The sequence below is a fragment of the Variovorax sp. V93 genome (assembly GCF_041154485.1).
Classification (GTDB): Bacteria; Pseudomonadota; Gammaproteobacteria; order Burkholderiales; family Burkholderiaceae_C; genus Variovorax; species Variovorax beijingensis_A.
Genome location: NZ_AP028669.1, coordinates 2,027,919 through 2,051,414, shown reverse-complemented (window position 1 = coordinate 2,051,414; position 23,496 = coordinate 2,027,919). Strand labels below are relative to the sequence as shown.

The following is a 23,496-nucleotide window of genomic DNA, read 5'->3' as shown; positions in this document are numbered from 1 at the left end:
CGACAACAGGCATCGCACGATGAGTTCGCTGAAGGAATTGCAGGACCTGATCCACGAGAAGTACGGTATCGAACCGTCCAAGCTCGACCCCAACGCATCGATGCGCGAAACCGGCGGGCTCGACTCGCTGGCATTGGCCGAGTTCCTGTTTGCCATCGAGGACCACTTCGGCATCACCATGCCCGATGAAGACGCCAACATCGACACCCTGAACGAACTCGCGGTGCTGGTCGACAAGGTCAGGGCCGCGAAGACAGCGTGAAGCACGAGGTCTGCGTCACCGGACTGGGCGTCGTGGCGCCGCACGGCGACGAGCCCGGCGCACTGTTCCAGGCCCTGCTCGACGGCCAGTCGGCCATCCAGCCGATCTTCCCCGAACTGCCCAAGCCCGCCGCCGCGGCCACGGTGGCCTTCGACGAAACACGCTGGTTCACCAAGCTGCAGCTCGCCGGGGTCGACCGCGTAAGCCAGCTCGCGGTGGCCGCCGCCGACCTCGCGCTACGCGATGCCGGCCTTGCACCGAACAACGACGCCGATCCCGAACGCGTCGGCATCTATGCCGGCTGCGGCATGGGCGGCGCCGCGGCACTCGAGGCCGCCTACCGCGGCAACGGGCGGGTGTCTCCGCTCACCATTCCGGCCTTCATGCCCAACGCGCCCGCGGCCCACGTGGCCATGCGCCAGGGCGTGCAGGGACCGGTGCTGACCTATTCGGTCGCCTGCGCCTCGTCGTCGGTGGCGATTGCCGAAGCGGCCAAGGCCATCGAACGCGGCGAAGTCGACATGGCCATTGCCGGCGGCAGCGAAGCGCTGATCGTGCCGGGCGTGGTGCTGGCCTGGCAGGCGATGCAGACCTTGGCCAGCTTCCAGCCCGGCGAAGCGGCCGGCGCGGTACGGCCTTTCGCGAGCGACCGCAGCGGCTTCGCACTGGGCGAAGGCGCGGCCTTCCTGGTGCTCGAATCGGCCGAACGCGCGCGCGGCCGCGGCGCCCGCAGCTATGCCACGCTGGCCGGCTGGGGCCTCGGCAGCGACGCCACCCATCTCACCAAGCCCGACGCGCCCGGCCAGGCGCGCGCGCTGCGCCAGGCGCTGCGCCAGGCCGGCCTCCAGCCGCGCGACGTGGGCTACTGCAACGCGCACGGCACGGCCACGCGCATCGGCGACGTGGTCGAGCGCAACGCGCTGGCCGATGTGTGGGGCGATGACCTGGGCAGCCTGCGAGTCAGCTCCACCAAGGCGCTGCACGGCCACATGCTCGGCGCCGCGGGCGCCATCGAGGCGCTCATCACGGTGCTGGCGCTGCACCGCCGCCAGTTGCCGCCGAATGCGAACTGCAGCGAGGTCGATCCGGCCTGCAGCCTGAACCTCGTCACGCCGCACGACACCAGCGCGCCCAACATCGAGGCGGCCATGAGCAACTCCTTCGCATTCGGCGGCACGAATTCCGTGCTGCTCTTCCGCCGCCCGTGAAACCGGGGTTCCGTCGGGGGTATGCTGACGATGGAATCTTCAATCAATCGATCACCTCGACAAACGGGAGTTCGTCATCATGCGTTTTCGCACCGCAATGATTTCCATCGCGCTGGTTGCGGCCAGTGTTTCGGCCTCGGCCCAGTCGGACCTGCTCGGCAGGCTCAAGGACCAGATGGGCTCCTCGGGCGGCGGCGCTGCCCTCGGCGAGAACCTCGGCTTCAAGATGCCCGCGATCGGCTCCAGCACCATGGGCAATGCGGCCGGCGTGCTGCAGTACTGCGTCAAGAACAACTACCTGGGCGGCGATGCGGCCTCGGTGAAGGACAAGCTGCTGGCAAGGATCACCGGCCAGAAGCAGCAGGAAACCGGCTTCGCGAGCGGCGCCAAGGGGCTGCTCAAGGGCGGCGACGGCAAGACGCTGAACTTCAAGATGCTCTCGTCGAAGGTGAAGGAAAAAGCCTGCGACTACGTGCTCAAGAACGCGAGCTCGCTGGTCTAGCCACTCTCCCACGCGCGCGGCCCGAGCGGCCGCCCCAGTTTCCGCCTGCGGTGGCGCAGGACAATCGCCAGCAAGCCACCCACCATCCATGAATCCGGCAGCCACCCCCTCCTCCGCTTCTTCCTCCCTGCGCCAGCGCATCGCGCGCTGGGTTCCCTGCCTGGCCTGGCCCCGTCCTTCCGCGGCGCTGCTGCGCAACGAGGCCATGGCGGGCATCACGGTGGCGCTGATGGTGCTTCCCCAGGGCGTGGCCTATGCCGCGCTGGCGGGCATGCCGCTGGTCACCGGCGTGTATGCGGCGCTGTTCCCGGCGCTCATCGCGGTGATCTTCAGTTCGTCGCAGCGGCTGTCGGTCGGGCCCACGGCGCTCACCAGCCTGCTGGTGGGCGCATCGCTCGCGCCGCTGGCGGTACCCGGCAGCGCCGAATGGGTGGAAATGGCGGTGTGGCTCACGCTGATGTCGGGCGCGATCCAGATCGTGCTGGGTATCGGGCGCTTCGGCTGGCTGCTGCGGCTGGTCAACTCGCCGGTGCTGATCGGCTTCACGCAGGGCGCGGCGGTGCTGATCGCCATTTCGCAGCTGCCGGCGCTGCTCGGATTCACCGGGCGCACCCTTCCCCAGGTGCTGCAGGGCGGGCCGCCGCCCGACCTGGTCGCCATTGCCTTCGGGCTCGGCAGCATCGCCGTGCTGTGGCTCGGCAAGCGGCTTGCGCCGCGCTTCCCGACCACCATGGCGCTGGTGGCGGGCGCCGCGGCCATCAGCTGGAGCATCGGCTACGCACTGCGGGGCGGCGCCGTGGTGGGCAGCCTGCCTTCGGGCCTGCCTTCCTTCTACTGGCCGGGCCTGCTGCCGCTGAACACGCTCAGCGCGCTGGTGCTGCCCGCGTTGATGATCACGCTCGTGAGCTTTCTCGAAACCGCGTCGAGCGCCAAGGTCGACAACGCGCGCGCCGGCAGGCTCTGGAACGAGAACCAGGATCTGATCGGCCAGGGCCTGGCCAAGCTGGCCTCGGGCTTCACGGGCGCCTTTCCCACCAGTTCGTCGTTCTCGCGCTCGGCCATCACGCTGTATGCGGGCGCCCAGACCGGCTGGGCCACGCTGTTCAGCGTGGTGGTGGTGGCCGGTGCGCTGCTGTGGCTGATGCCGCTGCTCTATCACGTACCGCAGGCGGTGCTGGCGGCGGTGGTGGTCACGGCCATCCTGGGGCTGGTCAAGCCGGCGAGCTTCGTCGCGCTCTGGCGCGTGTCGCGCATCGAGGCGGGCATTTCGTTCGGCACCTTCGTGCTGACCATCGCCACGGCGCCGAGCATCTACTGGGGCGTGCTGGGCGGCCTGCTCGCGAGCCTGGCGCACTACATGTACCGCCACCTGCATCCGCGCATCATCGAGGTGGGCCTGCATCCCGACGGCAGCCTGCGCGACCGCAAGCTCTGGAAACTGCCGCCGCTGGCGCCGCAGCTCTATGCGCTGCGCATGGATGCCGAGCTCGACTTCGCCTCGGCCTCCACGCTCGAGCGCGCACTCACGACCGCGCTGGCCGAGCGCCCCGAACTCACCGACGTGTGCCTCTTTGCGCAACCCATCAACCGCATCGACATCACCGGCGCCGAAGTGTTCGGTTCGATCCGCCGGATGATGGAGGCCAAGGGCGTGCGCCTGCACCTGAGCGGCCTGAAGCTGCCGGCCATGCAGGTGCTGGAGCGCGCCGGCCTGCTCGCGCCGGGGCCGATGCTGTTCAGCTACCGCACCGACGGCGAGGCGCTGGCGGCGCTGACCCAGCAGCGGGCCGACGTTCCGCCGCTGCCGGTGCCGGAGGACGACGACGGCCGCTGAACGAAGGGCCCGGCGGCCGCGCCATGAAGACCAGGTCAGCGCGCCGCGACGAAAGGCTCCACCGAGGCCGACTTGATCTCGTAGCCGCTCACGCCCATGTCCACGGAGGAATAGCGCGCCGCCTTCAGCAGGCCGCTCACGCGCACCGTGTCCATGGCATGCAGGCCCTTCACGGTGTCGGCCGCGACCACGTGCACGATCTGGTTGGCCGGCGGCGGCGGCGTGTGGATGCAGGCACCGAAGTACGGCACCAGCAGGAACTCGCGGATGCCGGCCTGCGTGTTGTCCAGCGGGACGACGAAGCCCGACAGCCGCGCCGCCGTGCCGTCGAGCGCCACGTTGACCGGCGCGTTGTCCCAGACGGCGCGCATCTCGTCGAGCATCTGGATCGCGCGCGGGTCGTTGTCGCGCAGCGACTCCAGGCTCAGGTTGCGGTAGCGCTTGGTCGGGTCCCAGTTCTTGGGAACGAGCTCTTCCCATTTGAGTTCCTGCGCGGCAGCCGCCGGCACCGCGCCGGTGCCGGCGGCCGGCCCGCAGCCCGCCAGGGCAGCGGCGCCCAGCGCCAGCAGGAAGGCCGGCAAAGTGCGGCGGAAGAAGGCTCTCATGGCGCCTATTGTGCTTGCGGCTCGTGTCCGCCAGCTTAGCGGGGGCTTAACGGTGAGGACAAATTGCCCGCGCCCGGCCAGAATCGCGCCACCACGACTCCGAGGAGATCCGCATGGCTGCAACAGGATGGCTGGGACTCACGTCCCTTGGCATTGTTCACACCGCGATCAGCCTGATCGCCGTGATCGCGGGGCTGGTCGCCCTGTTCCGCTACAGGGAAATCACGCTGCGCACCGGCTGGGGCCGGGTCTTCGTGTGGACCACCGTGCTGACCTGCCTGACCGGCTTCGGCATCTTCCAGCACGGCGGCTTCGGCAAGCCGCATGCGCTGGGCATCCTGACGCTCGCGGCACTGGCCGTGGGTGCAGCCGCCGGCCGCGGCGCCCTCTTCGGCCAGGCCTCGCGCTACGTCGAAGCCGCGGCCTTCTCGGCCAGCTTCCTGTTCCACTGGATTCCGGCCTTCACCGAAACCCTGACCCGCCTGCCGCTGGGCGCGCCGCTGCTGCCCAATGCCGATGCGCCCGAACTCAAGGCGATCACCGCGGGGCTCGGCGTGCTGTACCTGGTCGGCGTGACGCTGCAGATCAAGCGGCTGCGCGGCGGCAAGCCGGTCAGTCCCGCACCGGTCCGCGCAGGTTCTTGATCTGCGAGCGCTGGCTCTTGCCTTCGAGCCGGCGCTGCTTCGAACCGTAGGTAGGCTTGGTGGCGCGCCGCACGCGCGGCGGCGTGGCAACCCTGTCGACCACCTCCTGCAGGCGCACGAGCGCGTCGGCGCGGTTCATTTCCTGCGTGCGGTGCTGCTGTGCCTTGAGAACGAAAACGCCCTCCTGCGTGATGCGGCTGTCGCGCAGGGCGAGCATCCGCTCCTTCACGTCGGCAGGCAGCGAGCTCGCGTGGATGTCGTAGCGCAGGTGCACCGCGCTCGACACCTTGTTGACATTCTGGCCACCCGCGCCCTGCGCGCGGATGGCGCTGAACTCGACCTCGTCGGGGTCGATCAGGACGGGTGGGCGGAGCATGTCCGCAAGTGTGCCTTCAAACGCGTTCGAACACGGCCGCAATGCCCTGCCCGCCACCGATGCACATCGTGACCAGCGCATAGCGCCCGCCGGTGCGGTGCAGCTCTGCGATCGCCTTCGTCGTGATGATCGCGCCGGTCGCGCCTACCGGATGGCCGAGCGAAATGCCCGAACCGTTCGGGTTCACCTTGGCCGGATCGAAGCCCAGCTCCTTGATCACCGCGCAGGCCTGCGCCGCGAAGGCTTCGTTCGATTCGATCACGTCGAAGTCGGCGACCTTCAGGCCCGTGCGCTCCAGCACCTTGCGCGTGGCCGGCACCGGGCCGATGCCCATGTACGCGGGCTCCACGCCGGCATGCGCGTAGCCGACCAGGCGCGCCAGCGGCTTCAGGCCCAGCGCCTTGGCGCGCCCGCCCTCGGCCAGCACCACGGCGGCCGCGCCGTCGTTGATGCCCGAGGCATTGCCGGCGGTCACGAGGCCGTCCTTCTTGAACGCGGGTTTCATCTTCGAGAGCGTCTCCGCGGTGGTGTCGGCACGCACATGCTCGTCGGTGTCGAACAGCACGACGCCCTTGCGCGTCTTCACCTCGACCGGAACGATCTGTTCCTTGAAGCGCCCGGCAGCGATGGCCGCCGCCGCACGCTGCTGGCTGGTGGCAGCCAGTTCGTCCATCTGCTCGCGCGTGATGCCGTAGCGCGCCGCCACGTTCTCGGCGGTGATGCCCATGTGGATCTTCTCCCACGGGTCGTGCAGGATGCCGAGCATGTAGTCGACCAGCACCGCATCGCCCATGCGTGCGCCGTAGCGCGCCGAGGTGTCGAAGTACGGGCCGCGGCTCATCGATTCCGAGCCGCCGCCGATGGCGATGTCGCAATCGCCCAGCGCAATGGCCTGGGCCGCCGACACGATGGCCTGCAGGCCCGAACCGCAGAGGCGGTTGACGTTGAAGGCCGGCGTCTCGATCGGGCAGCCCGCGTCGATGGCGGCCACGCGGCTCAGGTACGCGTCCTTCACGTCGGTGGGAATCACGTTGCCCATGACCACGTGGCCGATGGCATCGGCGGCCACGCCGCTGCGTTCGATGGCGGCCTTGACGGCGGTGGTGGCCAGTTGCGTGTTGGGCACGTCCTTCAGCGCGCCGCCGAAGGTGCCGATGGCGGTGCGGGCGGTGCCGACCACGAAGATGTCGCGCGTTGTCATGGTGTGGTTCTCCTGGATTGAAAAATGGATTCGATGGCCGCTCACCTGGCCTTCGCCGCCGCGGGCTTGCGGCGCGCCGCGGCGGGGCGATGCAGCACGCCATTCAACAGCAGATCGATGCCCTGGTCGGCAATCTGGTCGGGCGTGAGCTCGCCATCGGGGCGGTACCAGCGGCCGATCCAGCTCAGCGCGCCGGCCAGCATGAAGGCGGCCATCTTGGGATCGCAGGGCGCGATCGAGCCTTCGGCGACGCCGTCTTCGATGAGCCGGCGAAACTGCCCGTCAATGCCGGCCTTGAGGCGGCGCAGTTCCTTCTTGAGCGGAGCGGGCAGCGGGTCTTCGCCGATGCGGATCACGCACATGCCGAAGTCCTGCGTGACCACGCCCGAATAGATGCGCATGCAGGCCTTGAGCTGGTCGATGGCGCTGCCACCCGCGGCACGCACCTCGCCGATGCCGGCCTGCATCAGGTCGAGAGCGGTCTTCACGCACTCCAGCAGGATCTGGTCCTTGCTCTCGACGTAGTAGTAGAGCGTGGGCTTGCTGACGTTGAGCCGCTCGGCGATGTCGTCGAGCGACGTGGCATGGAAGCCGCGCTCGTTGAAAAGCTGGGCCGCCGTCTGCAGCACGGCGTTGCGCTTGACCTCGCGCTGCTGCGCGCGCTTGCCGGCGGGTGCCCAGGGAGAAAGCGCTGCGGGGGACGCGGAGGGAGAGGATGCGACGAGGGCAGGACGGGCCATGGGGTTTGTGCGGGCGGGGAAAGTCCTGATGCCGCGGCCTGCGGCGAACCGTGACATTACCCACCAGTAGGAATTTTACGGGCCAGTAGCTTTTTTGGTCCTGGACACAAACCCTGACGCTAGCGCCTCCTCCTTAGCCATGCCTGACGAGCCCCACCGGGACGACTTCTGCGCCCCTGCCGCATCCGTGCTCCAGGTCGACGCGCTGACGCTCGCGTTCGGTGGCGTCAAGGCGCTGACGAACGTGGGTTTCGGCGTGGCGCCCGGCTCGATCACCGCGGTGATCGGTCCCAATGGTGCGGGCAAGACATCACTGTTCAACACGATCTCGGGCTTCTACAAGCCCGCGCAGGGCCGCGTGCTGTTCGAGGGCGAGGACATCACGCGCCTGCCCGCGCCGAAGCGCGCCGCGCTGGGCCTGGCGCGCAGCTTCCAGAACATCGCGCTGTTCCGCGGCATGACGGTGCTCGACAACATCAAGCTCGGCCGCCACACGCATCTGAAGACCAATGTGTTCGATGCGCTGTTCTACCTGGGCCGTGCGCGCCGCGAAGAAGCCGAGCTGCGGCGCGACGTGGAAGAACGCATCATCGATTTCCTCGAGATCGACCACATCCGCCACGCCTCGGTGGCCGCCCTGCCCTACGGCCTGCAGAAGCGCGTGGAAATGGCGCGCGCGCTGGCCATGCAGCCCAAGGTGCTGATGCTCGACGAACCCGTGGCCGGCATGAACCGCGAGGAAACCGAGGACATGGCGCGCTTCATTCTCGACGTGCGGCGCGAATGGGGCATCACGGTGCTGATGGTGGAACACGACATGGGCATGGTGATGGACCTGTCAGACCACGTCGTGGTGCTCAACTTCGGCCAGGTGATCGCGCAGGGCACGCCGGCGCAGGTGCAGGCCGACCCCGAGGTGATCCGCGCCTACCTCGGCGCGGGCGACGTCGGCGAGCTGCGGCGGCGGCTGCGCGGCGAATCCATGGCAGGAGCAGCCTGATGGATTGGGCCTACCTGTTCGAGATTGCGCTCACCGGCATTGCCGGCGGCGGGATCTATGCATTGGCCGCGCTGGCCTTCGTGCTGGTCTACAAGGCCACGCGCGTGGTCAACATCGCCATCGGCGAGATGCTGATGGCCGGCGCCTACCTGTTCTTCACCTTTGCTGCGAGCTTTTCGCTGCCGATCTGGCTTGCGGCGCTGGGCTCGGTGATCGGCACCGGCCTGCTGGGCGCGGTGATCGAGCGCACGATGATCCGGCCATTGCTGGGCGAGCCGCCGATCTCGGTGTTCATGGTGACGGTCGGCCTTGCATCGATCCTCGTCGGGCTGGTCGAGATCATCTGGACCGCAGACCAGCGCCGGCTGCCCGAATTCCTGCCGAACGCGCCGGTGATGATCGGCGACGCATTCCTCGCGCCGAAGATCGCCTACGGCGCGTCGATTGCGGTCGTGCTGATCGGCATGGTGCTGCTGCTGTTCCGATTCTGGCGTGGCGGCGTGGCGCTGCGGGCCACCGCCTCCGACCAGGCGGCGGCCTATTCGATGGGCATCAACGTGCCGCGCGTGTTCTCGCTCGCGTGGGTGGCCTCGGCCATGATCGCGGCGGTGGCCGGCGTCATCGTCGGCGCCATCGGCGGCATCTCGTCGTCGATGGGGGTATTCGGGCTGTCGGTGCTGGTGGTGGTGATCGTCGGCGGGCTCGACAGCGTGCTGGGTGCGCTGGTCGGCGGCCTCTTCATCGGGCTGGTCGAGGCCCTCGCGGGGGCCTATCTCGGCGGCGAGTACAAGCTGCTTGCGACCTTCATCGTGCTGGTGCTCGTGCTGATGGTGCGGCCCTACGGCCTCTTCGGCACACACGAAATCGAGAGGCTCTAGCCATGCGCATCGGCACCCTCAAGCAAAGCTACACAGCCGACGCAGCGCTGTTCGACTCGCGCACCCAGAAGGTGTGGCTTGTGGTCGGCGCCGCGCTGCTCGTGCTGTTCCCATTCATCGCCAGCGACTATTGGCTCTACCTGGCGTGCCTGGTCGCCATCAACGTGGCGAGCGCGACCGGCCTCAACATCCTTACCGGCTACACGGGTCTGGTGAGCCTGGGGCAGGCAGCGTTCATGGGACTGGGCGCATACACCGTCGCGATCATGCAGACGCGGCTCGGCACGCCCTTCCTGCTCAACATCGCCGCGGGCGGCATCGTCGCCATGCTCGGCGGACTGGTCGTCGGCATCCCCTCGCTGCGCGTGAAGGGCCTGTACCTCGCCATCGCCACCATCGCCGCGTCGTTCATCGCGCACTTCCTGTTCGCCAACCTCAAGCTCACGGGCGGCACTTCGGGCCTCTCGCTGCCGCCGGCGCAGTTCTTCGGACTGCCGCTGGATACCTCGTTCCGGCTCTACTGGGTGATCGTGCCCGTGATGCTGCTGATGGTGCTCGGCGCGGCCAACCTGTTCCGAACGCGCGTGGGCCGGGCCTTCATCGCGATCCGCGACCGCGACATCTCGGCCGAGGTGCTGGGCATTCCGCTGCTGCGCTACAAGCTGCTGTCGTTCGGGCTCTCGTCGTTCTATGCGGGCGTGGCGGGTGGCCTCTGGGCCTACTTCTTCCGCGTGGTCACGCCGGAGAGCTTTCCGCTCCTGATGTCGATCTTCTTCCTGGCCGCGATCATCGTCGGCGGCATGGGCACGATCCTCGGCGGCATCTTCGGCGCGGTGTTCATGACCATGGTGCCCGAGCTGCTCAAGCTGGTGGTCGACCTGCTGCCAGGCGGCGTCGAGATGACCGTATTCCTGTCGCCCGTGCGCACCGTCGTGTTCGGGCTGCTGATCGTCGGATTTCTGGTGTTCGAGCCGCACGGGCTCGCAGAAGTGTGGCGGCGCATCCGCCGCTTCTTCCATCTATGGCCGTTTCGCAACTAGAACCAGGAGACAAGCATGCCCAAGACACCGAAGCTTTCCCACCATCGCCGCGCTTTGCTGATCGCGGCCGGCCTTGCGGTCACTGCCGTGCCGCTCGCGAACGCACAGGGCAACGAGGACATCGTCATCGGCGGCTCGATCCCGATGACCGGCGTGTTTGCCTTCGCAGGCGTCGGCATCAACGCCGGCATCGCCGACTACGTGAAGATCGTCAACGACGCGGGCGGCATCAAGGGGCGCAAGCTGCGCTATGTGCCGGAAGACACGGGCTACAAGGTCGATGTGTCGGTGGCTGCCTTCAAGAAGATCACGAGCCAGAACAAGGTCAACCTCTACTACGGCGACTCGACCGGCTTCTCCAAGACCATCAACCCCGAGCTCGAACGCAACGGCCAGATCCTCATGGCCGGCGCTTCGTTTGCCACCGAACTCAACGACTCGGCCAAGTACCCGAACCAGTTCCTGGTCGGTCCCGACTACACCGAGCAGATCGGCATCCTGCTGCGCCACATCGCCAAGGAAAAGCCGGGTGCAAAGGTGGCCTTCGTGTATTCCGATTCCGAATTCGGCCGCGATCCGATCGAAGCCAGCGAAGCCGCCGCCAAGAAGCTGGGCCTCACCGTGCCGGTCAAGCTCATGACGCCGCCGGGCAGCGTGGACGTGTCGACCGAAGTCATCAAGCTGCGCCGCGCTGCGCCCGACTACACCATCTTCCACGGCTACATCCTCGCGCCCATTCCGGAGTTCGTGCAGCAGGGCAAGCAGATGGGCATGACCAGCAAGTGGATGGGCACCTTCTGGACCATGGACAGCTCCACCGTCATGAAGATGGGCGAAGGCGCCGACGGCTTCATGGGCGTGATGCCCTACCGCTACTACTACGACACCTCGGCCAAGGCGCCGATGCTCGACAAGATCCGCGCGCTGCGTCCCGAGTACCAGAGCACGGCCTACACGCAGGGCTTTCTCACCGCGATGCTGTTCACCGAAGCAGTCAGGCGCACGCTGGATGCGGGCAAGCCGCTGGACGGCAAGAACCTGAAGGCCTCGCTCAACACCATCAAGGACTTCGACACGGGCGGGCTCATCGGCATGCCGATCACGGTCAAGGGCAACTCGATTCCGGTGGGCCGCGTCTACAAGGCCGACATGAAGGCGCAGAAGATGGTGCCGGCATCGGACTGGATCTCGCTGAACTGATGGACGCGCGCGCGGCACCCGACCTCGTGCTCGAGGTCAACAACCTCGAGGTGGTCTACAACAAGGTCGTGCAGGTGCTGCGCGGCCTGTCGCTGGCCGTGCCGCGCGGGCAGATCGTGGCGCTGCTGGGCAGCAACGGCGCGGGCAAGTCGACCACGCTGAAGGCGGTGTCGGGTCTGCTCGCGCTGGAGGACGGGGAAGTCGAGGCAGGCCGCATCGTCTTCGATGGCGCGCCGACCGCGCAGCTGGCGCCGCAGCAGCTCGTGCGGCGCGGACTGAGCCATGTGATGGAGGGCCGGCGCGTGTTCGAGGACCTGACGGTCGAGGAGAACCTGGTCGCCGCGACCTATGCGCTCACCGGGCGTGATGGCCCCGCGCCGCCGCGCAATTTCGACGACGTCTACGCGTACTTCCCCCGCCTGCACGAGCGCCGCAAGGGCCTCGCGGGCTATCTCTCGGGCGGCGAGCAGCAGATGCTGGCCATCGGCCGCGCGCTGGTCGCGCAGCCCAAGCTCATCCTGCTCGACGAACCCTCCCTGGGCCTCTCGCCCAGGCTGGTGGAAGACATCTTCACGATCATCGCGCGCATCAACGCCGAGCGCGGGACCTCGATGCTGCTGGTGGAGCAGAACGCGAGCGTGGCACTGGCCATCGCCCATACCGGCTACATCATGGAAAGCGGCAAGGTCGTGATCGACGGCAGCGCCGAGCGGCTCGCGGCCGACCCCGACGTGCGCGAGTTCTACCTGGGCGTGGGCGGCAGCGGCGAGTCGCGCAGCTTTCGCGCGCTCAAGCACTACAAGCGCCGCAAGCGCTGGCTCTCATGAGCGCAGCGCTGGGCCGCCCGCAGGCAAGCTCGCTCCCGCTCGGCGAGAAGGCGCGCAGCGCCAAGGGCGCACCAATGACCGATGCTGCGCTTCCCTCGCTGACATTGCCGCAGATGCTGCGCGAGCAGGCGCGCCGGCAGCCGCAGCGCATTGCCATCCGCCAGAAAGATTTCGGCATCTGGCATCCGCTGGACTGGGCCGGCTACCTGCGCCGCGCTTCCCGCTTCGGCCTCGGCCTGCATGCGATGGGCCTGGCGCCCGACGGGCACCTCGGCGTGATCTCGGAGAATCGTGTCGAGTGGCTGCTCGCGCAGATGGGCGCCGGCCTGATCGGCGCCGTGACCGTCGGCGTCTACCCGACCAGCCCGAGCAACGAAGTGGCCTACGTGCTCGGCCATGCAGACATCGAGGTGATCGTCTGCGAAGACCAGGAGCAGACCGACAAGGTGCTCGAGGCCATCGGCCAGCTGCCGCGCCTGCGCAAGATCGTCGTGATCGAGACCAAGGGCCTGGCGAGCTATCCGCCCGAAGTGCGCGGACTCATCGCGACCTTTGCCGAAGTGGAACAGGCCGGCGCCGAGGTGCACGCACGCGAGGGCGACGCGCTGATCGAAGCCGCCCTGCAACGCCAGACGCCCGCCGACATCGGCCTGATGATCTACACCTCGGGTTCCACCGGCAAGCCCAAGGGCGCGATGATCTCGTACCGCAACATCCGCGGCGTGGTGCCCGGCATCGTCGAGCGGCTGGCGCTCGACGGCGACACCACGCATCTTTCGTACCTGCCGCTGTGCCACGTGGCCGAGCAGATGCTCACGGCCTTCGTGCCGGTCTACCTGGGCTCGCAGGTGAGCTTCGGCGAATCGATCCGCACCGTGCAGGAAGACCTGCGCGAAGTGGCGCCCACCATGTTCCTTGGCGTGCCGCGCATCTGGGAGAAGCTGCACGCGGGCATCAGCATCAAGATGCAGGAGGCGGGCCGGCTGCAGCGCGCGCTGTTCCGCCGCGCGCTCGCGGCCTGCGCGCCGCTGGCCGAGAAGCCGCGCAGCGCCTGGACACTGGCCGAGCGCGGCCGTTTCTCCCTGTACTACTGGACGGTGCTGCGCGCGCTGCAGAACTTCATCGGCCTGCGGCGCGCGCGCGTCGCGCTCACCGGCGCGGCGCCGATTCCGGCCGACGTGGTGCGCTTCTTCCGCACGCTGGGCGTGCCGCTGGTGGAGGTGTACGGCCTCACCGAATCGACCGGCATGATCGCCGGCCACCGCAGCGATGCCGTGAGGATCGGCACGGTCGGCCCGCCGACGCTGGGCACCGAGTACCGCATCGGCGAAGCGGGCGAACTGCTGGTGCGCGGCGAGATGGTGTTCGAGGGGTACTACAAGAACCCCGAGGCCACGGCCGCGTCGATCCGCGAAGGCTGGCTCTACACCGGCGACGTGGTGCGCGAAGAGGATGGCCAGCTGCGCATCATCGACCGCCTGAAGGACATCATGATCACGGCCGGCGGCAAGAACCTCACGCCCTCGGAGATCGAGAACACCATGAAGGGCAGTCCCTTCATCAAGGAATGCATCGTGGTGGCGGACGGACGCAAGTTCGTCGGCGCGCTGCTGCAGATCGACTACGAAACGGTGGGCAAGTGGGCTGAGGCCGAGCGCATTCCGTTCACGCACTTCCGCTCTCTGGTGGAAGAGCCGCGGGTGCGCGCGCTGATCGAATCGGAAATTTCACGCGGCAACGACAGGCTCGCGCAGGTGTCGCAGATCCGGCGTTTTCACCTGCTCACAAAAGAGTTGGACCACGACGACGGCGAAGTCACCGCAACCATGAAGGTGCGGCGCTCCAGCATCTACAAGGCTTACGCCGAAGAGATCGAGGCGCTGTACCGCGCCTGACCCGCAGCGCGTTTTACTCGCCGCGCGCAGGCCGGGCCCGCACGTCGGTCACGTCGCCTGCGGGGCGCAGCGACAGCGGGCTGCGCACCGACTCGCCGCGCGCACGCGCATTGGCCACGTCGGCCGCACTCGGTTCGGCTGGCTGTGCCGCATTGCGAAAACGCTCGAAGCCCGAACGCGGGTTGAAGCGCCCGCCCATCGAGGCCATCCAGGGCGTCACGGGCTTGCCCGTGATCCGCCCCCAGGCGTAGCGCACACCCCACACGGCCGCCAGCAACATGACGGCGACCGCCAGGCTGGCCGCGAAGACCAGCCCCAGGAGCAGAAGAATGACGCGAAAAATGAAGTTCATCATCCGACTTTAGGCCGCAACGGCCTCCGATGGTTCCCCGGCCTTGGTGAACGAGAACTGGCCGGGGGTCCGGATCGGGTCGGTATTCACTTCGATGGTGTCCTTCGGCCCGAAGCTGCCGTCGAGCAGCAGCCTCGAGAGCGGATTCTCGATGCGCTGCTGGATCGCGCGCTTGAGCGGCCGCGCGCCGAACACCGGGTCGAAGCCGACCTTGGCAATCTCGGCCAGCGCCGCGGGCGACACCTCCAGGCCGAGGTCCATCTTCGCGAGCCGCGCCTGCAGCACCTTGAGCTGGATCGCGGCGATCGATTCGATGTTCTTCGCATCGAGCGCATGGAACACCACGGTCTCGTCGATGCGGTTCAGGAACTCGGGGCGGAAGTAGTTCTTGAGCTCGTCCCACACCGCTTCCTTAATCTCCTCGGCGGGCCGGCCCACCATCGACTGGATGATCGGCGAGCCGATGTTGCTGGTCATCACGATCACGGTGTTCTTGAAGTCCACGGTGCGGCCCTGGCCATCCGTGAGGCGGCCATCGTCGAGCACCTGCAGCAGTACGTTGAACACGTCGTGGTGGGCCTTCTCGACCTCGTCGAGCAGCACCACGCTGTAGGGCTTGCGGCGCACGGCTTCGGTCAGGTAGCCGCCCTCCTCGTAGCCCACGTAGCCCGGCGGCGCGCCGATCAGGCGGGCGACCGAGTGCTTCTCCATGAACTCGCTCATGTCGATGCGGATCAGGTGGTCTTCGCTGTCGAACAGGAAACCCGCGAGCGCCTTGCACAGCTCGGTCTTGCCCACGCCCGTCGGGCCGAGGAACAGGAACGAGCCGGTCGGGCGGTTCGGATCACTCAGGCCCGAGCGCGAGCGACGGATCGCATTGGCGACCGCGCCGATGGCCTCGTCCTGGCCCACGACGCGCTCGTGCAGCTTGTCTTCCATCACCAGCAGCTTGTCGCGCTCGCCCTGCATCAGCTTGGCGACCGGAATGCCGGTGGCGCGCGCCACGACCTCGGCAATTTCCTCGGAGCCCACTTGCGTGCGCAGCAGCGTGGGCGCGCTGGACTTGCCCTTGCTCGCCTCGCTTTCCTCGGCCTCGCGCAGGCGCTTCTCCAGCGCCGGCAGCTGGCCGTACTGCAGCTCGGCGAGCTTGTTGAAGTCGCCCTTGCGCTTCCACTCCTCGATCTCGAACTTGATCTTGTCGATGTCCTCGCGGATCTTCGCGCTGCCCTGCGCCTGCGCCTTCTCGGCCTGCCAGATCTCGTCGTAGTCGGCGATCTCCTTCTGCAGGCGCCCGATCTCGTCCTCGATCAGGCCGAAGCGCTTCTGCGAGGCTTCGTCCTTTTCGCGGCGCACGGCTTCGCGCTCGATCTGCAGCTGGATCAGGCGGCGGTCGAGCCGGTCCATGACCTCGGGCTTGGAGTCCATCTCGATCTTGATCTTGGCCGCGGCCTCGTCGATCAGGTCGATGGCCTTGTCGGGCAGGAAGCGGTCGGTGATGTAGCGGTCGCTCAGTTCGGCCGCGGCCACGATGGCCGGGTCGGTGATCTGCACGCCGTGGTGCACCTCGTACTTCTCCTGCAGGCCGCGCAGGATGGCGATGGTGGCCTCCACGCTGGGCTCGCCCACGAGGATCTTCTGGAAGCGGCGCTCCAGCGCGGCGTCCTTCTCGATGTACTTGCGGTATTCGTCGAGCGTGGTGGCGCCCACGCAGTGCAGCTCGCCGCGCGCGAGCGCGGGCTTGAGCATGTTGCCCGCGTCCATGGCGCCCTCGGCCTTGCCGGCGCCCACCATGGTGTGAAGCTCGTCGATGAAGACGATGGTCTGGCCTTCGTCCTTGGCCAGTTCGTTCAGCACGGTCTTCAGGCGCTCTTCGAACTCGCCGCGGTACTTGGCGCCCGCCAGCAGCGCGGCCATGTCGAGCGACAGCACCCGCTTGCCCTTGAGCGAGTCGGGCACTTCGCCCGCGACGATGCGCTGCGCCAAGCCCTCGACGATGGCGGTCTTGCCCACACCGGGTTCGCCGATGAGCACAGGGTTGTTCTTGGTGCGGCGCTGCAGCACCTGGATGGCGCGGCGGATTTCCTCGTCGCGGCCGATCACGGGGTCGAGCTTGCCGAGGCGGGCCCGCTCGGTGAGGTCGATGCAGTATTTCTTGAGGGCTTCGCGCTGGCCTTCGGCGTCGGCGCTGTTCACGCCCTGACCGCCGCGCACGGCGTCGATGGCAGCTTCGAGCGACTTGCGGCCGAGGCCGTTTTCCTTGGCGATCCTGCCGATGTCCGACTTGCTGTCGGCCACGGCCAGCAGGAAGAGTTCGCCCGCAATGAACTGGTCGTTGCGCTTGATGGCTTCTTTTTCCGTGGCCTGCAGCAGCTTGCCGAGTTCGGGGCCGACCTGGACGATGTCGTGCCCCTGTACCTGCGGCAGCTTCTTGATGGCCGCCTCGGCCGCCTTCGCGAGGCCTGGCACGTTGACGCCGGCGCGCTCCAGCAGGGCGCGCGGGCCGTCCTCCTGGCGCAGCATCGCGGCCAGCAGGTGGGCCGGCTCGATGTAGGCGTTGTCGTTGCCGAGCGCGAGCGTCTGGGCGTCGCTCAGTGCTTCCTGGAACTTGGTGGTGAGTTTGTCTTGTCGCATGGTGGTATTCCTGCACTCAAAATAGGACTGTTCGGGCGCGATTCAAGGCGTCCGGCGCTTCGGGCACGGCTATTGCACCGTGCCCGCTCACTTTTCGAATGGAGTCGATCATGGTTTTTTCAATGCAGCGCGCCCATCCGGTTCGCCGGGCGCTCGGCGTCGGTCTCTTTTTAGCGGCCATGGGCCTCTCGGGTCTTGCGCAGGCGCAAGGCACGCCCATCCGCCTGCTGGTCGGTTTTCCGGCCGGTGCCGGCACGGACGCCATTGCACGCACATTGGGCGAAAAACTCAAGGACGTGCTGGGCGTGCCGGTGGTGGTGGAAAACCGCGCCGGCGCCGGCGGACAGATCGCGGCGCAGGCGCTCAAGGCGGCCCCGGCCGACGGCCATACGCTGTTCATCTCCCATGACCATTCGATCTCCATCCTGCCGCAGGTGGTGAAGAACCCGGGCTTCAACCCCGCGACCGACTTCGTGCCCGTGGCCGGATTCGCCACCTTTGCCAACGTGCTGGCGGTCTCGGGCGGCACGCCGGCCAAGAGCATCGACGAATACGTGAAGTGGGTTCGCACCCAGCGCGGCGGCAAGGAAACCATCGGCATTCCAGCGCCCGCCTCGATTCCCGAGTTCCTGGTGAAGATGATCTCGGAAAAATACAAGATCGACGTGCAGCCCGCGCCCTACCGCGGCAGCGCGCCGATGACGGCGGACATGCTGGGCAACCAGATCACGGCCGGCATCGCCTCGGTGCCCGACTTCATCGAGAACCACAAGGCCGGCAAGGTGCGCATCGTCGCCTCCATCGGCGCCAAGCGCCAGGCCGTGCTGCCGAACGTGCCCACCTTCACCGAGCTGGGCTTCTCGAACCTGGAAGACCTGCCCTACTACGGCATCTTCGCGCCCGTGGGCACACCGCAGCCGATCATCGACAAGTACGGCGAGGCGCTGCAAAAGGTGCTGGCCATGCCCGACGTGAAGCAGAAGCTCACGACCATGGGACTGACGGTCGGCTACGAGCCGCAGGGCCAGTTCGCAGGCCGCGTGCGCAGCTATACGCAGACCTGGGAACGCATCATCCGGTCGAGCGGCTTCAAGCCCCTCTGATCAGGCGTTGGGGGCGGTGATGCCCCAGCGCGCCAGTGCGGCGTCGTCGCTGACGCGCGCATCCACCCAGCGGGCGCCTTCGGGCGTCTGTTCCTTTTTCCAGAATGGCGCCTGGGTCTTGAGGTAGTCCATCAGGAACTCACAGGCCTCGAAGCTCTGGCCGCGGTGGGCAGAGACCACCGCCACCATCATGATCTGGTCGAGCGGCTGCAGCAGGCCCACGCGGTGGATCACGCGCGCACCCAGGATGTCGAAGCGCTTGTGCGCCTCGTCGATCATGGCCTCGATGGCCTTCTCGGTCATGCCGGGGTAGTGCTCGAGCTCCATCGAGGCGATGGTGCTGCCGTCGTTGCGATCCCTCACGGTGCCGACGAAGCTGCAGACCGCGCCCACGCGCTTGTCGCCGGCACGCAACGCGGCGACCTCCTGTCCCAGGTCGAAATCGGCTGTCTGGATCGAAACGCGTGAACCACTCATGCCGGGATTGTGGCATCGCGCTAGACTTCGGCAATGCCCCGCCCCGCCATGCTCTTCACAGTGCCCTCGCACACCGAAGGCACCCGTGCGCGCCAGGGCAGCAAAGCCAAAAAACCAAAGCTCGTCTGACCGGAGCTGCGGTTCCGTCGTCGGATGAGCGACGGAACCTGCCAAGGCCTTGGCCCCCACTGGGTTGCGCGCGCATCGGACGATGGTTCTTTTCCATCGGTCGATTCCCGCAAGGAAGCCTGCGTGCCGCAACCATCCATCCCCTCCTCTTCCAGCCCTGATTTCTCGGGCCTCTGGATTCCCCTTGTCACGCCGTTCCGGGGCGGCGCGGTCGACCATGCCGCACTCTCGGCGCTGACCCGCCGGCTTGCCGGCGACGGCGTGGCCGGCTTCGTGGTCTGCGGCTCGACCGGCGAGGCCGCCGCGCTCGACGAAACCGAACAGCTCGCCGCGCTCGACACGGTTCAGGCCGCCGCCGAAGGGCGGCCGATCGTCATGGGCCTGTCCGGTTACCACCTGGGCAAGACCACGGCCTGGGTGCGCCGGCTCGCCGAACGGCCGCTGGCGGGGCTGCTGGTGCCCGCGCCGCACTACATCCGGCCCTCGCAGGCCGGCTTGCTCGAATGGTTCCGCGCCATTGCCGACGCCAGCGCCGCACCGGTGCTGGTCTACGACATTCCCTACCGCACCGGCGCAACGCTCACGCGCGAAACGCTGCTGGCGCTGGCCGAACACCCGCGCATCCGCGGCATCAAGGACTGCGGCGGCGACATGACCAAGACGCGCGCCGTGATTGCCGACGGCCGGCTCCAGGTGCTCTCGGGCGAAGACCACCAGATCTTCGGCACGGTGGCCGAGGGCGGCGTGGGCGCCATCGCGGCGAGCGGGCATGTGCAGACGCAGCGCTTCGTGCGGGTGCTGCGCCTGTTGGCCGACAACCGGCTGGCGGAGGCGCGCGCCGAATGGCAGCCGCTGCAGCCGCTGATCGAAATGCTGTTTGCCGAACCGAACCCCGGGCCGCTCAAGGCGCTGCTGGCGCACGATGGATCGATGCGCGACGAGTTGCGCTCGCCGATGACCCGCGCGTCCGATGCCTTGCGCGAGCGCCTGGTGGCGCTGGACGCGCGGCTCAGCCGCCCGTAACGGGGGGGAAGAAGGCGACCTCGCAGCCTTCGCGCAGCGCGGCCGCCTCGTCGCTCATGGCCTGGTCGAGCGCCATGCGCACGGCCTTGCCGCGCGCCAGCGCCGTGGCGTATGCACCGCCGCGTGCGATGAGTTCGTCGCGCAGCGCGGCCAGCGTGGCGGCACCGGTGTCGACGGTTTCGCCGCCGGTGTCGAGTGCCTCGCGCACGGAGGCGAAGTAACGGATCTGGACCTTCATGGGCAGCTTCGGTCAGGCCAGCAGCGAGGCCAGAGGGATGAAATTCACCATATCGCCGGCCTGGATGATCTGGCTCGGCGGGTTGTCGATGACGCCGTCGCCCCAGACCATCGAGGTCAGCACACCCGAGCTCTGGTTGGCGAACAGGTCGAGCCCGCCGGCGGCGTTGCGCCGGGCGCGCAGGAACTCGCGGCGGCGGTCGGCGCGCGGCCAGTCGAAATCGGCGCGCATCTGCACGGGCTCGGGCGCCACGCGCGTGGCACCCTGCAGCGTCAGCAGGAACGGTCGCACGAGCAACAGAAAGGTCAGAAAGCTGGACACGGGGTTGCCGGGCAGTCCCGTGATGTGGCAGCGCCCTTGCGCTTCGCCTCCGGACCTTGGGATCGACCCGTAGGCAAAGGGCTTGCCGGGCTTCATCGAGAGCGACCACAGCTGCAGCTCGCCGAGCGCCTGCACCGCGGCCTTGATGTGGTCTTCCTCGCCCACCGACACGCCGCCGGTGGTGATGATCAGGTCGCTGGTCTCGGCCGCACCGCGCAGCGCCTCGATGGTGGCTTCGCGCCTGTCGGGCACGATGCCCAGGTCGTTCACCTCGCAGCCGAGCCGGTGCAGCAAGGCGCGCATGAAGAAGCGGTTGGAGTTGTAGATCGCGCCGGGCTTCATGGCTTCGGGCGCAACCTCGCCGGGCATCACCAGTTCGTCGCCGGTGGACAGCAGTGCGACGCGCGGCCGCCGGGCCACCTGGAGCCGGTCGAAACCCACGCTGGCGGCGAGCCCGAGCGCGGCGGGCGTCAGGCGCTCGCCCTGGCGCAGCACCACGTCGCCGGCGGCCACGTCTTCTCCGGCCCGGCGAATCCATTGGCCGGCCGCGGGAACGATGCCGATGCGCACCGCGCCGAGCGTGCCCTCCTGCGGCACGGCCTGGGTGTCTTCCTGCATCACGATGGCGTCGGCGCCCTCGGGAATCTGGGCGCCGGTGAAGATGCGCGCCGCGGTGCCGGCCGCCAGCGGCGTGCCCACGGTGCCCGCGGGAATGCGCTGCGCGACCTGCAGCACGGCGCCCGGCGCGGCGCAGTCGGCCACGCGCACCGCATAGCCATCCATCGAACTGTTGTCGCGCGGCGGCACGGTGAGCGCGGAGACGATGTCCTGCGCGAGCACGCGGCCGTCCGCATCGAAGGTCGCAATGCTTTCGGCGGGCAGCTTCGGCAGCGCCTTGACGAGCAGGCTCGCAAGGGCTTCGTCGAGCGCCATCAGCGGCGGGCGCGAGGGAGTCACGGAATCAGCCATGGTGTTCGGGGTTGTATTCGAAGCGGCTTGCGCTGTCGATCAACCACTGCGCGATGCCCTCGATGTCGTCGAGGTCGAACAGCGGCAGGCTGGTGGGCACCGGCAGGCTCGCGGGCGCGTCGGTGGCAATGGCGGTCACGAAGGCGTCCTCGATGTACTGCGAGGGCCGGGGCGGCTTGCCATCCTCGGGGGCGCGCCAGACCTCGATCTTGAGCAGGTCGCTGTGCTTGAAGCCCTCGACCAGCACCCAGTCGACGCCCTCATGAAGCTCGGCGATGAGGTCGTGCACCGACAGCTGTGCGGGCTGCTCGAATTCGCGGATCAGTGCGAGCCGCTTGTCCGACGCCACCACCACCTCGAAGGCCCCCGCCTCGCGATGGCGGTAGGTGTCCTTGCCCGGATGGTCGATGTCGAACTTGTGGTGCGCGTGCTTGACCACCGACACGCGCTGGCCATGGAGCTTGAGCACGGGAATCAGGCGCTCGACCAGCGTGGTCTTGCCCGAACCCGAATACCCGGAAAAGCCGATCACCTTCATGTCGAGTTCCTGTGGCGCCCGTCTATGCGGCCGCCGAATGCATGTGCGGGGCAGCCGCTGCAGGGCGCGGCATGCGGCAAGGGTCGTCAGTCACAGTTCTGCGCGATGTAGGCCTTCACGGCCTCGGCATCGGCCGGCAGCTTGACGACCCGCTTGGGCAGCGCCTCGATGCCTTCGAACCTGGCCGGCCGTGCGGGCTCGTGCCCGAGCGCTTCCACCAGCGTGGCGGCAAACTTGATCGGCAGCGCGGTCTCGAGCACCACCATCGGCACGCCGGGCGCGAGGTGTTCGCGCGCGGCCTTGAGGCCGTCGGCCGTGTGCGGATCGACCAGCGTGGCAAAGCGCTTGTCGGTGTCGCGGATGGTGGCCAGGCGGTCGGCGTGCGTGCTGCGGCTGCTCTTGAAGCCGAAGCGCTCCGCGGCCTGCCGGAACGCGGGATCGGCGCTCAGGTCGAAACGGCCGTGGCGCCCCAGTTCGTCCACGAACAGCGAGCGCAGCTTGCCGGCATCGCGACCCACCAGGTCGAACACGAAGCGCTCGAAGTTGCTGGCCTTGCTGATGTCCATCGACGGGCTCGAGGTTTCGTGCGTGTCGGCCGCCGCGCGAACGCGGTAGGCGCCGGTGCGGAAGAACTCGTCGAGCACGTCGTTCTCGTTGGTGGCGACCACCAGCGTGTGGATCGGCAGGCCCATCATGCGTGCCACGTGGCCCGCGCAGACGTTGCCGAAGTTGCCCGAGGGCACGGTGAAGCTCACGGGCTTGTCGTTGCTCGCCGTGGCCTGGAAGTAGCCTGCGAAGTAGTAGACGACCTGCGCGAGCAGCCGCGCCCAGTTGATCGAGTTGACCGTGCCGATGCGGTACTTGCGCTTGAAGCCCAGGTCGTTGGACACCGCCTTGACGATGTCCTGGCAGTCGTCGAACACGCCGCTGATGGCGATGTTGTGGATGTTCTGGTCCTGCAGGCTGAACATCTGCGCCTGCTGGAAAGGGCTCATGCGGCCATCGGGCGAGGTCATGAAGACGCGCACGCCCTTCTTGCCGCGCATGGCGTACTCGGCCGCGCTGCCGGTGTCGCCGCTGGTGGCGCCCAGGATGTTGAGCTCGGCGCCGCGGCGGGCCAGTTCGTACTCGAACAGGTTGCCCAGCAGCTGCATCGCCATGTCCTTGAAGGCCAGCGTGGGGCCGTTGGACAGGGCCTCGAGGTACACGCCGTCTTCCAGTTCGCGCAGCGGCACGATCTCGTCGCTGCCGAACACTTCGGCCGTGTAGGTCTTGGCGCAGATCGCCTTCAGGTCGGCCGGGGGAATGTCGTCGATGTAGAGCGAGAGGATCTCGAACGCCAGTTCCGCATACGGCAGCTCGCGCCATTTGGCGAGCGTGGCGGTGTCGATCTGCGGATAGTGCTCGGGCAGGTACAGGCCACCATCGGGCGCGAGGCCTTCAAGCAGGATTTCGCAGAAACGCTTGCGGTCGGGGTGGCCGCGGGTGCTCAGGTAGTTCACG

24 protein-coding genes are annotated in these 23,496 nt (G+C 67.9%); 13 read left to right on the top strand and 11 right to left on the bottom strand.

Going from position 1 to position 23,496, the window contains the following annotated elements:
- The first annotated feature begins 19 nt into the window (after window positions 1-19).
- The 4 genes from ACAM54_RS09745 to ACAM54_RS09730 all read left to right on the top strand — a co-directional run bounded on the left by ACAM54_RS09745 (window position 20) and on the right by ACAM54_RS09730 (window position 3,806).
- Complete coding sequence (locus tag ACAM54_RS09745) at window positions 20-262, top strand: acyl carrier protein (RefSeq protein WP_012746984.1); 243 nt, start codon at window positions 20-22, stop codon at window positions 260-262.
- Window positions 259-1,470, top strand: coding sequence for a beta-ketoacyl synthase (locus tag ACAM54_RS09740; RefSeq protein WP_369650547.1), 1,212 nt, complete (start codon window positions 259-261; stop codon window positions 1,468-1,470). The genes ACAM54_RS09745 and ACAM54_RS09740 overlap by 4 nt, the downstream gene beginning before the upstream one ends.
- 79 nt (window positions 1,471-1,549) lie before the next feature.
- Entirely contained in the window at window positions 1,550-1,972 is a 423-nt protein-coding gene (locus ACAM54_RS09735; protein ID WP_192322918.1) for a DUF2501 domain-containing protein, read from the top strand.
- Between the two features lie 88 nt (window positions 1,973-2,060).
- Window positions 2,061-3,806 carry a SulP family inorganic anion transporter gene (locus ACAM54_RS09730; RefSeq protein WP_369650546.1) on the top strand — a complete coding sequence of 582 codons (1,746 nt, stop codon included), beginning with the start codon at window positions 2,061-2,063 and terminating at the stop codon, window positions 3,804-3,806.
- A 35-nt stretch (window positions 3,807-3,841) separates the two neighbouring features.
- Here the strand turns inward: ACAM54_RS09730 and ACAM54_RS09725 are convergent, their stop codons facing one another.
- Window positions 3,842-4,411: a DUF3299 domain-containing protein gene (locus ACAM54_RS09725; protein ID WP_186454229.1), complete on the bottom strand. Its 570-nt coding sequence runs from the start codon at window positions 4,409-4,411 to the stop codon at window positions 3,842-3,844.
- Window positions 4,412-4,524: 113 nt separating this feature from the next.
- On the opposite strand from ACAM54_RS09725, the gene ACAM54_RS09720 reads away from it, so the two are divergent.
- A complete protein-coding gene (locus ACAM54_RS09720) occupies window positions 4,525-5,055 on the top strand; it encodes a hypothetical protein (protein ID WP_192322920.1) in 531 nt (176 codons plus the stop codon).
- Here the strand turns inward: ACAM54_RS09720 and arfB are convergent.
- Genes arfB through ACAM54_RS09705 form a run of 3 tightly spaced genes read right to left on the bottom strand, consistent with a single transcriptional unit; the run spans window position 5,024 to window position 7,372 of the window.
- Complete coding sequence (arfB, locus tag ACAM54_RS09715; protein ID WP_369650545.1) at window positions 5,024-5,431, bottom strand: alternative ribosome rescue aminoacyl-tRNA hydrolase ArfB; 408 nt, start codon at window positions 5,429-5,431, stop codon at window positions 5,024-5,026. The two genes, ACAM54_RS09720 and arfB, sit on opposite strands and share 32 nt — an antisense overlap.
- A 16-nt stretch (window positions 5,432-5,447) precedes the next feature.
- Window positions 5,448-6,632 (bottom strand): acetyl-CoA C-acyltransferase family protein, encoded by a 1,185-nt coding sequence (locus ACAM54_RS09710; RefSeq protein ID WP_369650544.1) that lies wholly within the window; start codon window positions 6,630-6,632, stop codon window positions 5,448-5,450.
- Between the two features lie 41 nt (window positions 6,633-6,673).
- Window positions 6,674-7,372, bottom strand: a complete 699-nt coding sequence (locus tag ACAM54_RS09705) for a TetR/AcrR family transcriptional regulator (RefSeq protein WP_309928627.1) — start codon at window positions 7,370-7,372, stop codon at window positions 6,674-6,676.
- A 139-nt stretch (window positions 7,373-7,511) separates the two neighbouring features.
- Between ACAM54_RS09705 and ACAM54_RS09700 the strand changes: the two genes are divergently transcribed.
- The 6 genes from ACAM54_RS09700 (at window position 7,512) to ACAM54_RS09675 (ending at window position 14,212) form a co-directional block, all read left to right on the top strand.
- Entirely contained in the window at window positions 7,512-8,372 is an 861-nt protein-coding gene (locus ACAM54_RS09700) for an ABC transporter ATP-binding protein (RefSeq protein ID WP_369650543.1), read from the top strand.
- On the top strand, window positions 8,372-9,250 hold the full coding sequence (locus tag ACAM54_RS09695) for a branched-chain amino acid ABC transporter permease (RefSeq protein ID WP_145745893.1): 879 nt from the start codon (window positions 8,372-8,374) through the stop codon (window positions 9,248-9,250). Before ACAM54_RS09700 ends, ACAM54_RS09695 begins: the two co-directional genes overlap by 1 nt.
- 2 nt (window positions 9,251-9,252) lie before the next feature.
- Complete coding sequence (locus ACAM54_RS09690) at window positions 9,253-10,290, top strand: branched-chain amino acid ABC transporter permease (RefSeq protein WP_145745894.1); 1,038 nt, start codon at window positions 9,253-9,255, stop codon at window positions 10,288-10,290.
- Window positions 10,291-10,305: 15 nt separating this feature from the next.
- Window positions 10,306-11,490, top strand: coding sequence for an ABC transporter substrate-binding protein (locus ACAM54_RS09685; RefSeq protein ID WP_192322922.1), 1,185 nt, complete (start codon window positions 10,306-10,308; stop codon window positions 11,488-11,490).
- Window positions 11,490-12,317 carry an ABC transporter ATP-binding protein gene (locus ACAM54_RS09680; RefSeq protein ID WP_309928621.1) on the top strand — a complete coding sequence of 276 codons (828 nt, stop codon included), beginning with the start codon at window positions 11,490-11,492 and terminating at the stop codon, window positions 12,315-12,317. The genes ACAM54_RS09685 and ACAM54_RS09680 overlap by 1 nt, the downstream gene beginning before the upstream one ends.
- 74 nt (window positions 12,318-12,391) lie before the next feature.
- Entirely contained in the window at window positions 12,392-14,212 is a 1,821-nt protein-coding gene (locus tag ACAM54_RS09675; RefSeq protein WP_369650962.1) for a long-chain fatty acid--CoA ligase, read from the top strand.
- Between the two features lie 13 nt (window positions 14,213-14,225).
- On the opposite strand, the gene ACAM54_RS09670 is transcribed toward ACAM54_RS09675, so the two are convergent.
- A complete protein-coding gene (locus ACAM54_RS09670; RefSeq protein WP_240648549.1) occupies window positions 14,226-14,564 on the bottom strand; it encodes a hypothetical protein in 339 nt (112 codons plus the stop codon).
- A 9-nt stretch (window positions 14,565-14,573) separates the two neighbouring features.
- Complete coding sequence (clpB, locus tag ACAM54_RS09665) at window positions 14,574-17,195, bottom strand: ATP-dependent chaperone ClpB (RefSeq protein WP_369650542.1); 2,622 nt, start codon at window positions 17,193-17,195, stop codon at window positions 14,574-14,576.
- 110 nt (window positions 17,196-17,305) lie between these two features.
- Between clpB and ACAM54_RS09660 the strand changes: the two genes are divergently transcribed.
- Window positions 17,306-18,298, top strand: coding sequence for a tripartite tricarboxylate transporter substrate-binding protein (locus tag ACAM54_RS09660; protein ID WP_025569345.1), 993 nt, complete (start codon window positions 17,306-17,308; stop codon window positions 18,296-18,298).
- Here the strand turns inward: ACAM54_RS09660 and ACAM54_RS09655 are convergent, their stop codons facing one another.
- A complete protein-coding gene (locus ACAM54_RS09655; protein WP_145745901.1) occupies window positions 18,299-18,775 on the bottom strand; it encodes a molybdenum cofactor biosynthesis protein MoaE in 477 nt (158 codons plus the stop codon).
- A gap of 153 nt (window positions 18,776-18,928) precedes the next feature.
- Here ACAM54_RS09655 and ACAM54_RS09650 point away from each other — a divergent pair, with 153 nt between their 5' ends.
- Window positions 18,929-19,927 carry a 4-hydroxy-tetrahydrodipicolinate synthase gene (locus ACAM54_RS09650; protein WP_369650541.1) on the top strand — a complete coding sequence of 333 codons (999 nt, stop codon included), beginning with the start codon at window positions 18,929-18,931 and terminating at the stop codon, window positions 19,925-19,927.
- Here the strand turns inward: ACAM54_RS09650 and moaD are convergent.
- From moaD to thrC, 4 genes are all read right to left on the bottom strand, one after another.
- A complete protein-coding gene (gene moaD / locus ACAM54_RS09645; protein ID WP_025569348.1) occupies window positions 19,914-20,165 on the bottom strand; it encodes a molybdopterin converting factor subunit 1 in 252 nt (83 codons plus the stop codon). The genes ACAM54_RS09650 and moaD overlap by 14 nt on opposite strands.
- 12 nt (window positions 20,166-20,177) lie before the next feature.
- Window positions 20,178-21,455, bottom strand: a complete 1,278-nt coding sequence (gene glp, locus ACAM54_RS09640; protein ID WP_369650540.1) for a gephyrin-like molybdotransferase Glp — start codon at window positions 21,453-21,455, stop codon at window positions 20,178-20,180.
- On the bottom strand, window positions 21,448-21,993 hold the full coding sequence (gene mobB / locus ACAM54_RS09635) for a molybdopterin-guanine dinucleotide biosynthesis protein B (protein WP_369650539.1): 546 nt from the start codon (window positions 21,991-21,993) through the stop codon (window positions 21,448-21,450). Before mobB ends, glp begins: the two co-directional genes overlap by 8 nt.
- 86 nt (window positions 21,994-22,079) lie before the next feature.
- On the bottom strand, window positions 22,080-23,495 hold the full coding sequence (thrC, locus tag ACAM54_RS09630; protein ID WP_025569343.1) for a threonine synthase: 1,416 nt from the start codon (window positions 23,493-23,495) through the stop codon (window positions 22,080-22,082).
- Window position 23,496 lies beyond the last annotated feature (1 nt).

Bases quoted from the DNA above. Each gene is read 5' to 3' on its own strand.
- ACAM54_RS09745 (WP_012746984.1), top strand. From the start codon at position 20: ATGAGTTCGCTGAAGGAATTGCAGGACCTGATCCACGAGAAGTACGGT.
- ACAM54_RS09735 (WP_192322918.1), top strand. From the start codon at position 1,550: ATGCGTTTTCGCACCGCAATGATTTCCATCGCGCTGGTTGCGGCCAGT.
- ACAM54_RS09730 (WP_369650546.1), top strand. From the start codon at position 2,061: ATGAATCCGGCAGCCACCCCCTCCTCCGCTTCTTCCTCCCTGCGCCAG.
- ACAM54_RS09725 (WP_186454229.1), bottom strand. From the start codon at position 4,411: ATGAGAGCCTTCTTCCGCCGCACTTTGCCGGCCTTCCTGCTGGCGCTG.
- ACAM54_RS09720 (WP_192322920.1), top strand. From the start codon at position 4,525: ATGGCTGCAACAGGATGGCTGGGACTCACGTCCCTTGGCATTGTTCAC.
- arfB (WP_369650545.1), bottom strand. From the start codon at position 5,431: ATGCTCCGCCCACCCGTCCTGATCGACCCCGACGAGGTCGAGTTCAGC.
- ACAM54_RS09710 (WP_369650544.1), bottom strand. From the start codon at position 6,632: ATGACAACGCGCGACATCTTCGTGGTCGGCACCGCCCGCACCGCCATC.
- ACAM54_RS09705 (WP_309928627.1), bottom strand. From the start codon at position 7,372: ATGGCCCGTCCTGCCCTCGTCGCATCCTCTCCCTCCGCGTCCCCCGCA.
- ACAM54_RS09700 (WP_369650543.1), top strand. From the start codon at position 7,512: ATGCCTGACGAGCCCCACCGGGACGACTTCTGCGCCCCTGCCGCATCC.
- ACAM54_RS09695 (WP_145745893.1), top strand. From the start codon at position 8,372: ATGGATTGGGCCTACCTGTTCGAGATTGCGCTCACCGGCATTGCCGGC.
- ACAM54_RS09690 (WP_145745894.1), top strand. From the start codon at position 9,253: ATGCGCATCGGCACCCTCAAGCAAAGCTACACAGCCGACGCAGCGCTG.
- ACAM54_RS09685 (WP_192322922.1), top strand. From the start codon at position 10,306: ATGCCCAAGACACCGAAGCTTTCCCACCATCGCCGCGCTTTGCTGATC.
- ACAM54_RS09680 (WP_309928621.1), top strand. From the start codon at position 11,490: ATGGACGCGCGCGCGGCACCCGACCTCGTGCTCGAGGTCAACAACCTC.
- ACAM54_RS09675 (WP_369650962.1), top strand. From the start codon at position 12,392: ATGACCGATGCTGCGCTTCCCTCGCTGACATTGCCGCAGATGCTGCGC.
- ACAM54_RS09670 (WP_240648549.1), bottom strand. From the start codon at position 14,564: ATGAACTTCATTTTTCGCGTCATTCTTCTGCTCCTGGGGCTGGTCTTC.
- clpB (WP_369650542.1), bottom strand. From the start codon at position 17,195: ATGCGACAAGACAAACTCACCACCAAGTTCCAGGAAGCACTGAGCGAC.
- ACAM54_RS09660 (WP_025569345.1), top strand. From the start codon at position 17,306: ATGGTTTTTTCAATGCAGCGCGCCCATCCGGTTCGCCGGGCGCTCGGC.
- ACAM54_RS09655 (WP_145745901.1), bottom strand. From the start codon at position 18,775: ATGAGTGGTTCACGCGTTTCGATCCAGACAGCCGATTTCGACCTGGGA.
- ACAM54_RS09650 (WP_369650541.1), top strand. From the start codon at position 18,929: ATGAGCGACGGAACCTGCCAAGGCCTTGGCCCCCACTGGGTTGCGCGC.
- moaD (WP_025569348.1), bottom strand. From the start codon at position 20,165: ATGAAGGTCCAGATCCGTTACTTCGCCTCCGTGCGCGAGGCACTCGAC.
- glp (WP_369650540.1), bottom strand. From the start codon at position 21,455: ATGGCTGATTCCGTGACTCCCTCGCGCCCGCCGCTGATGGCGCTCGAC.
- mobB (WP_369650539.1), bottom strand. From the start codon at position 21,993: ATGAAGGTGATCGGCTTTTCCGGGTATTCGGGTTCGGGCAAGACCACG.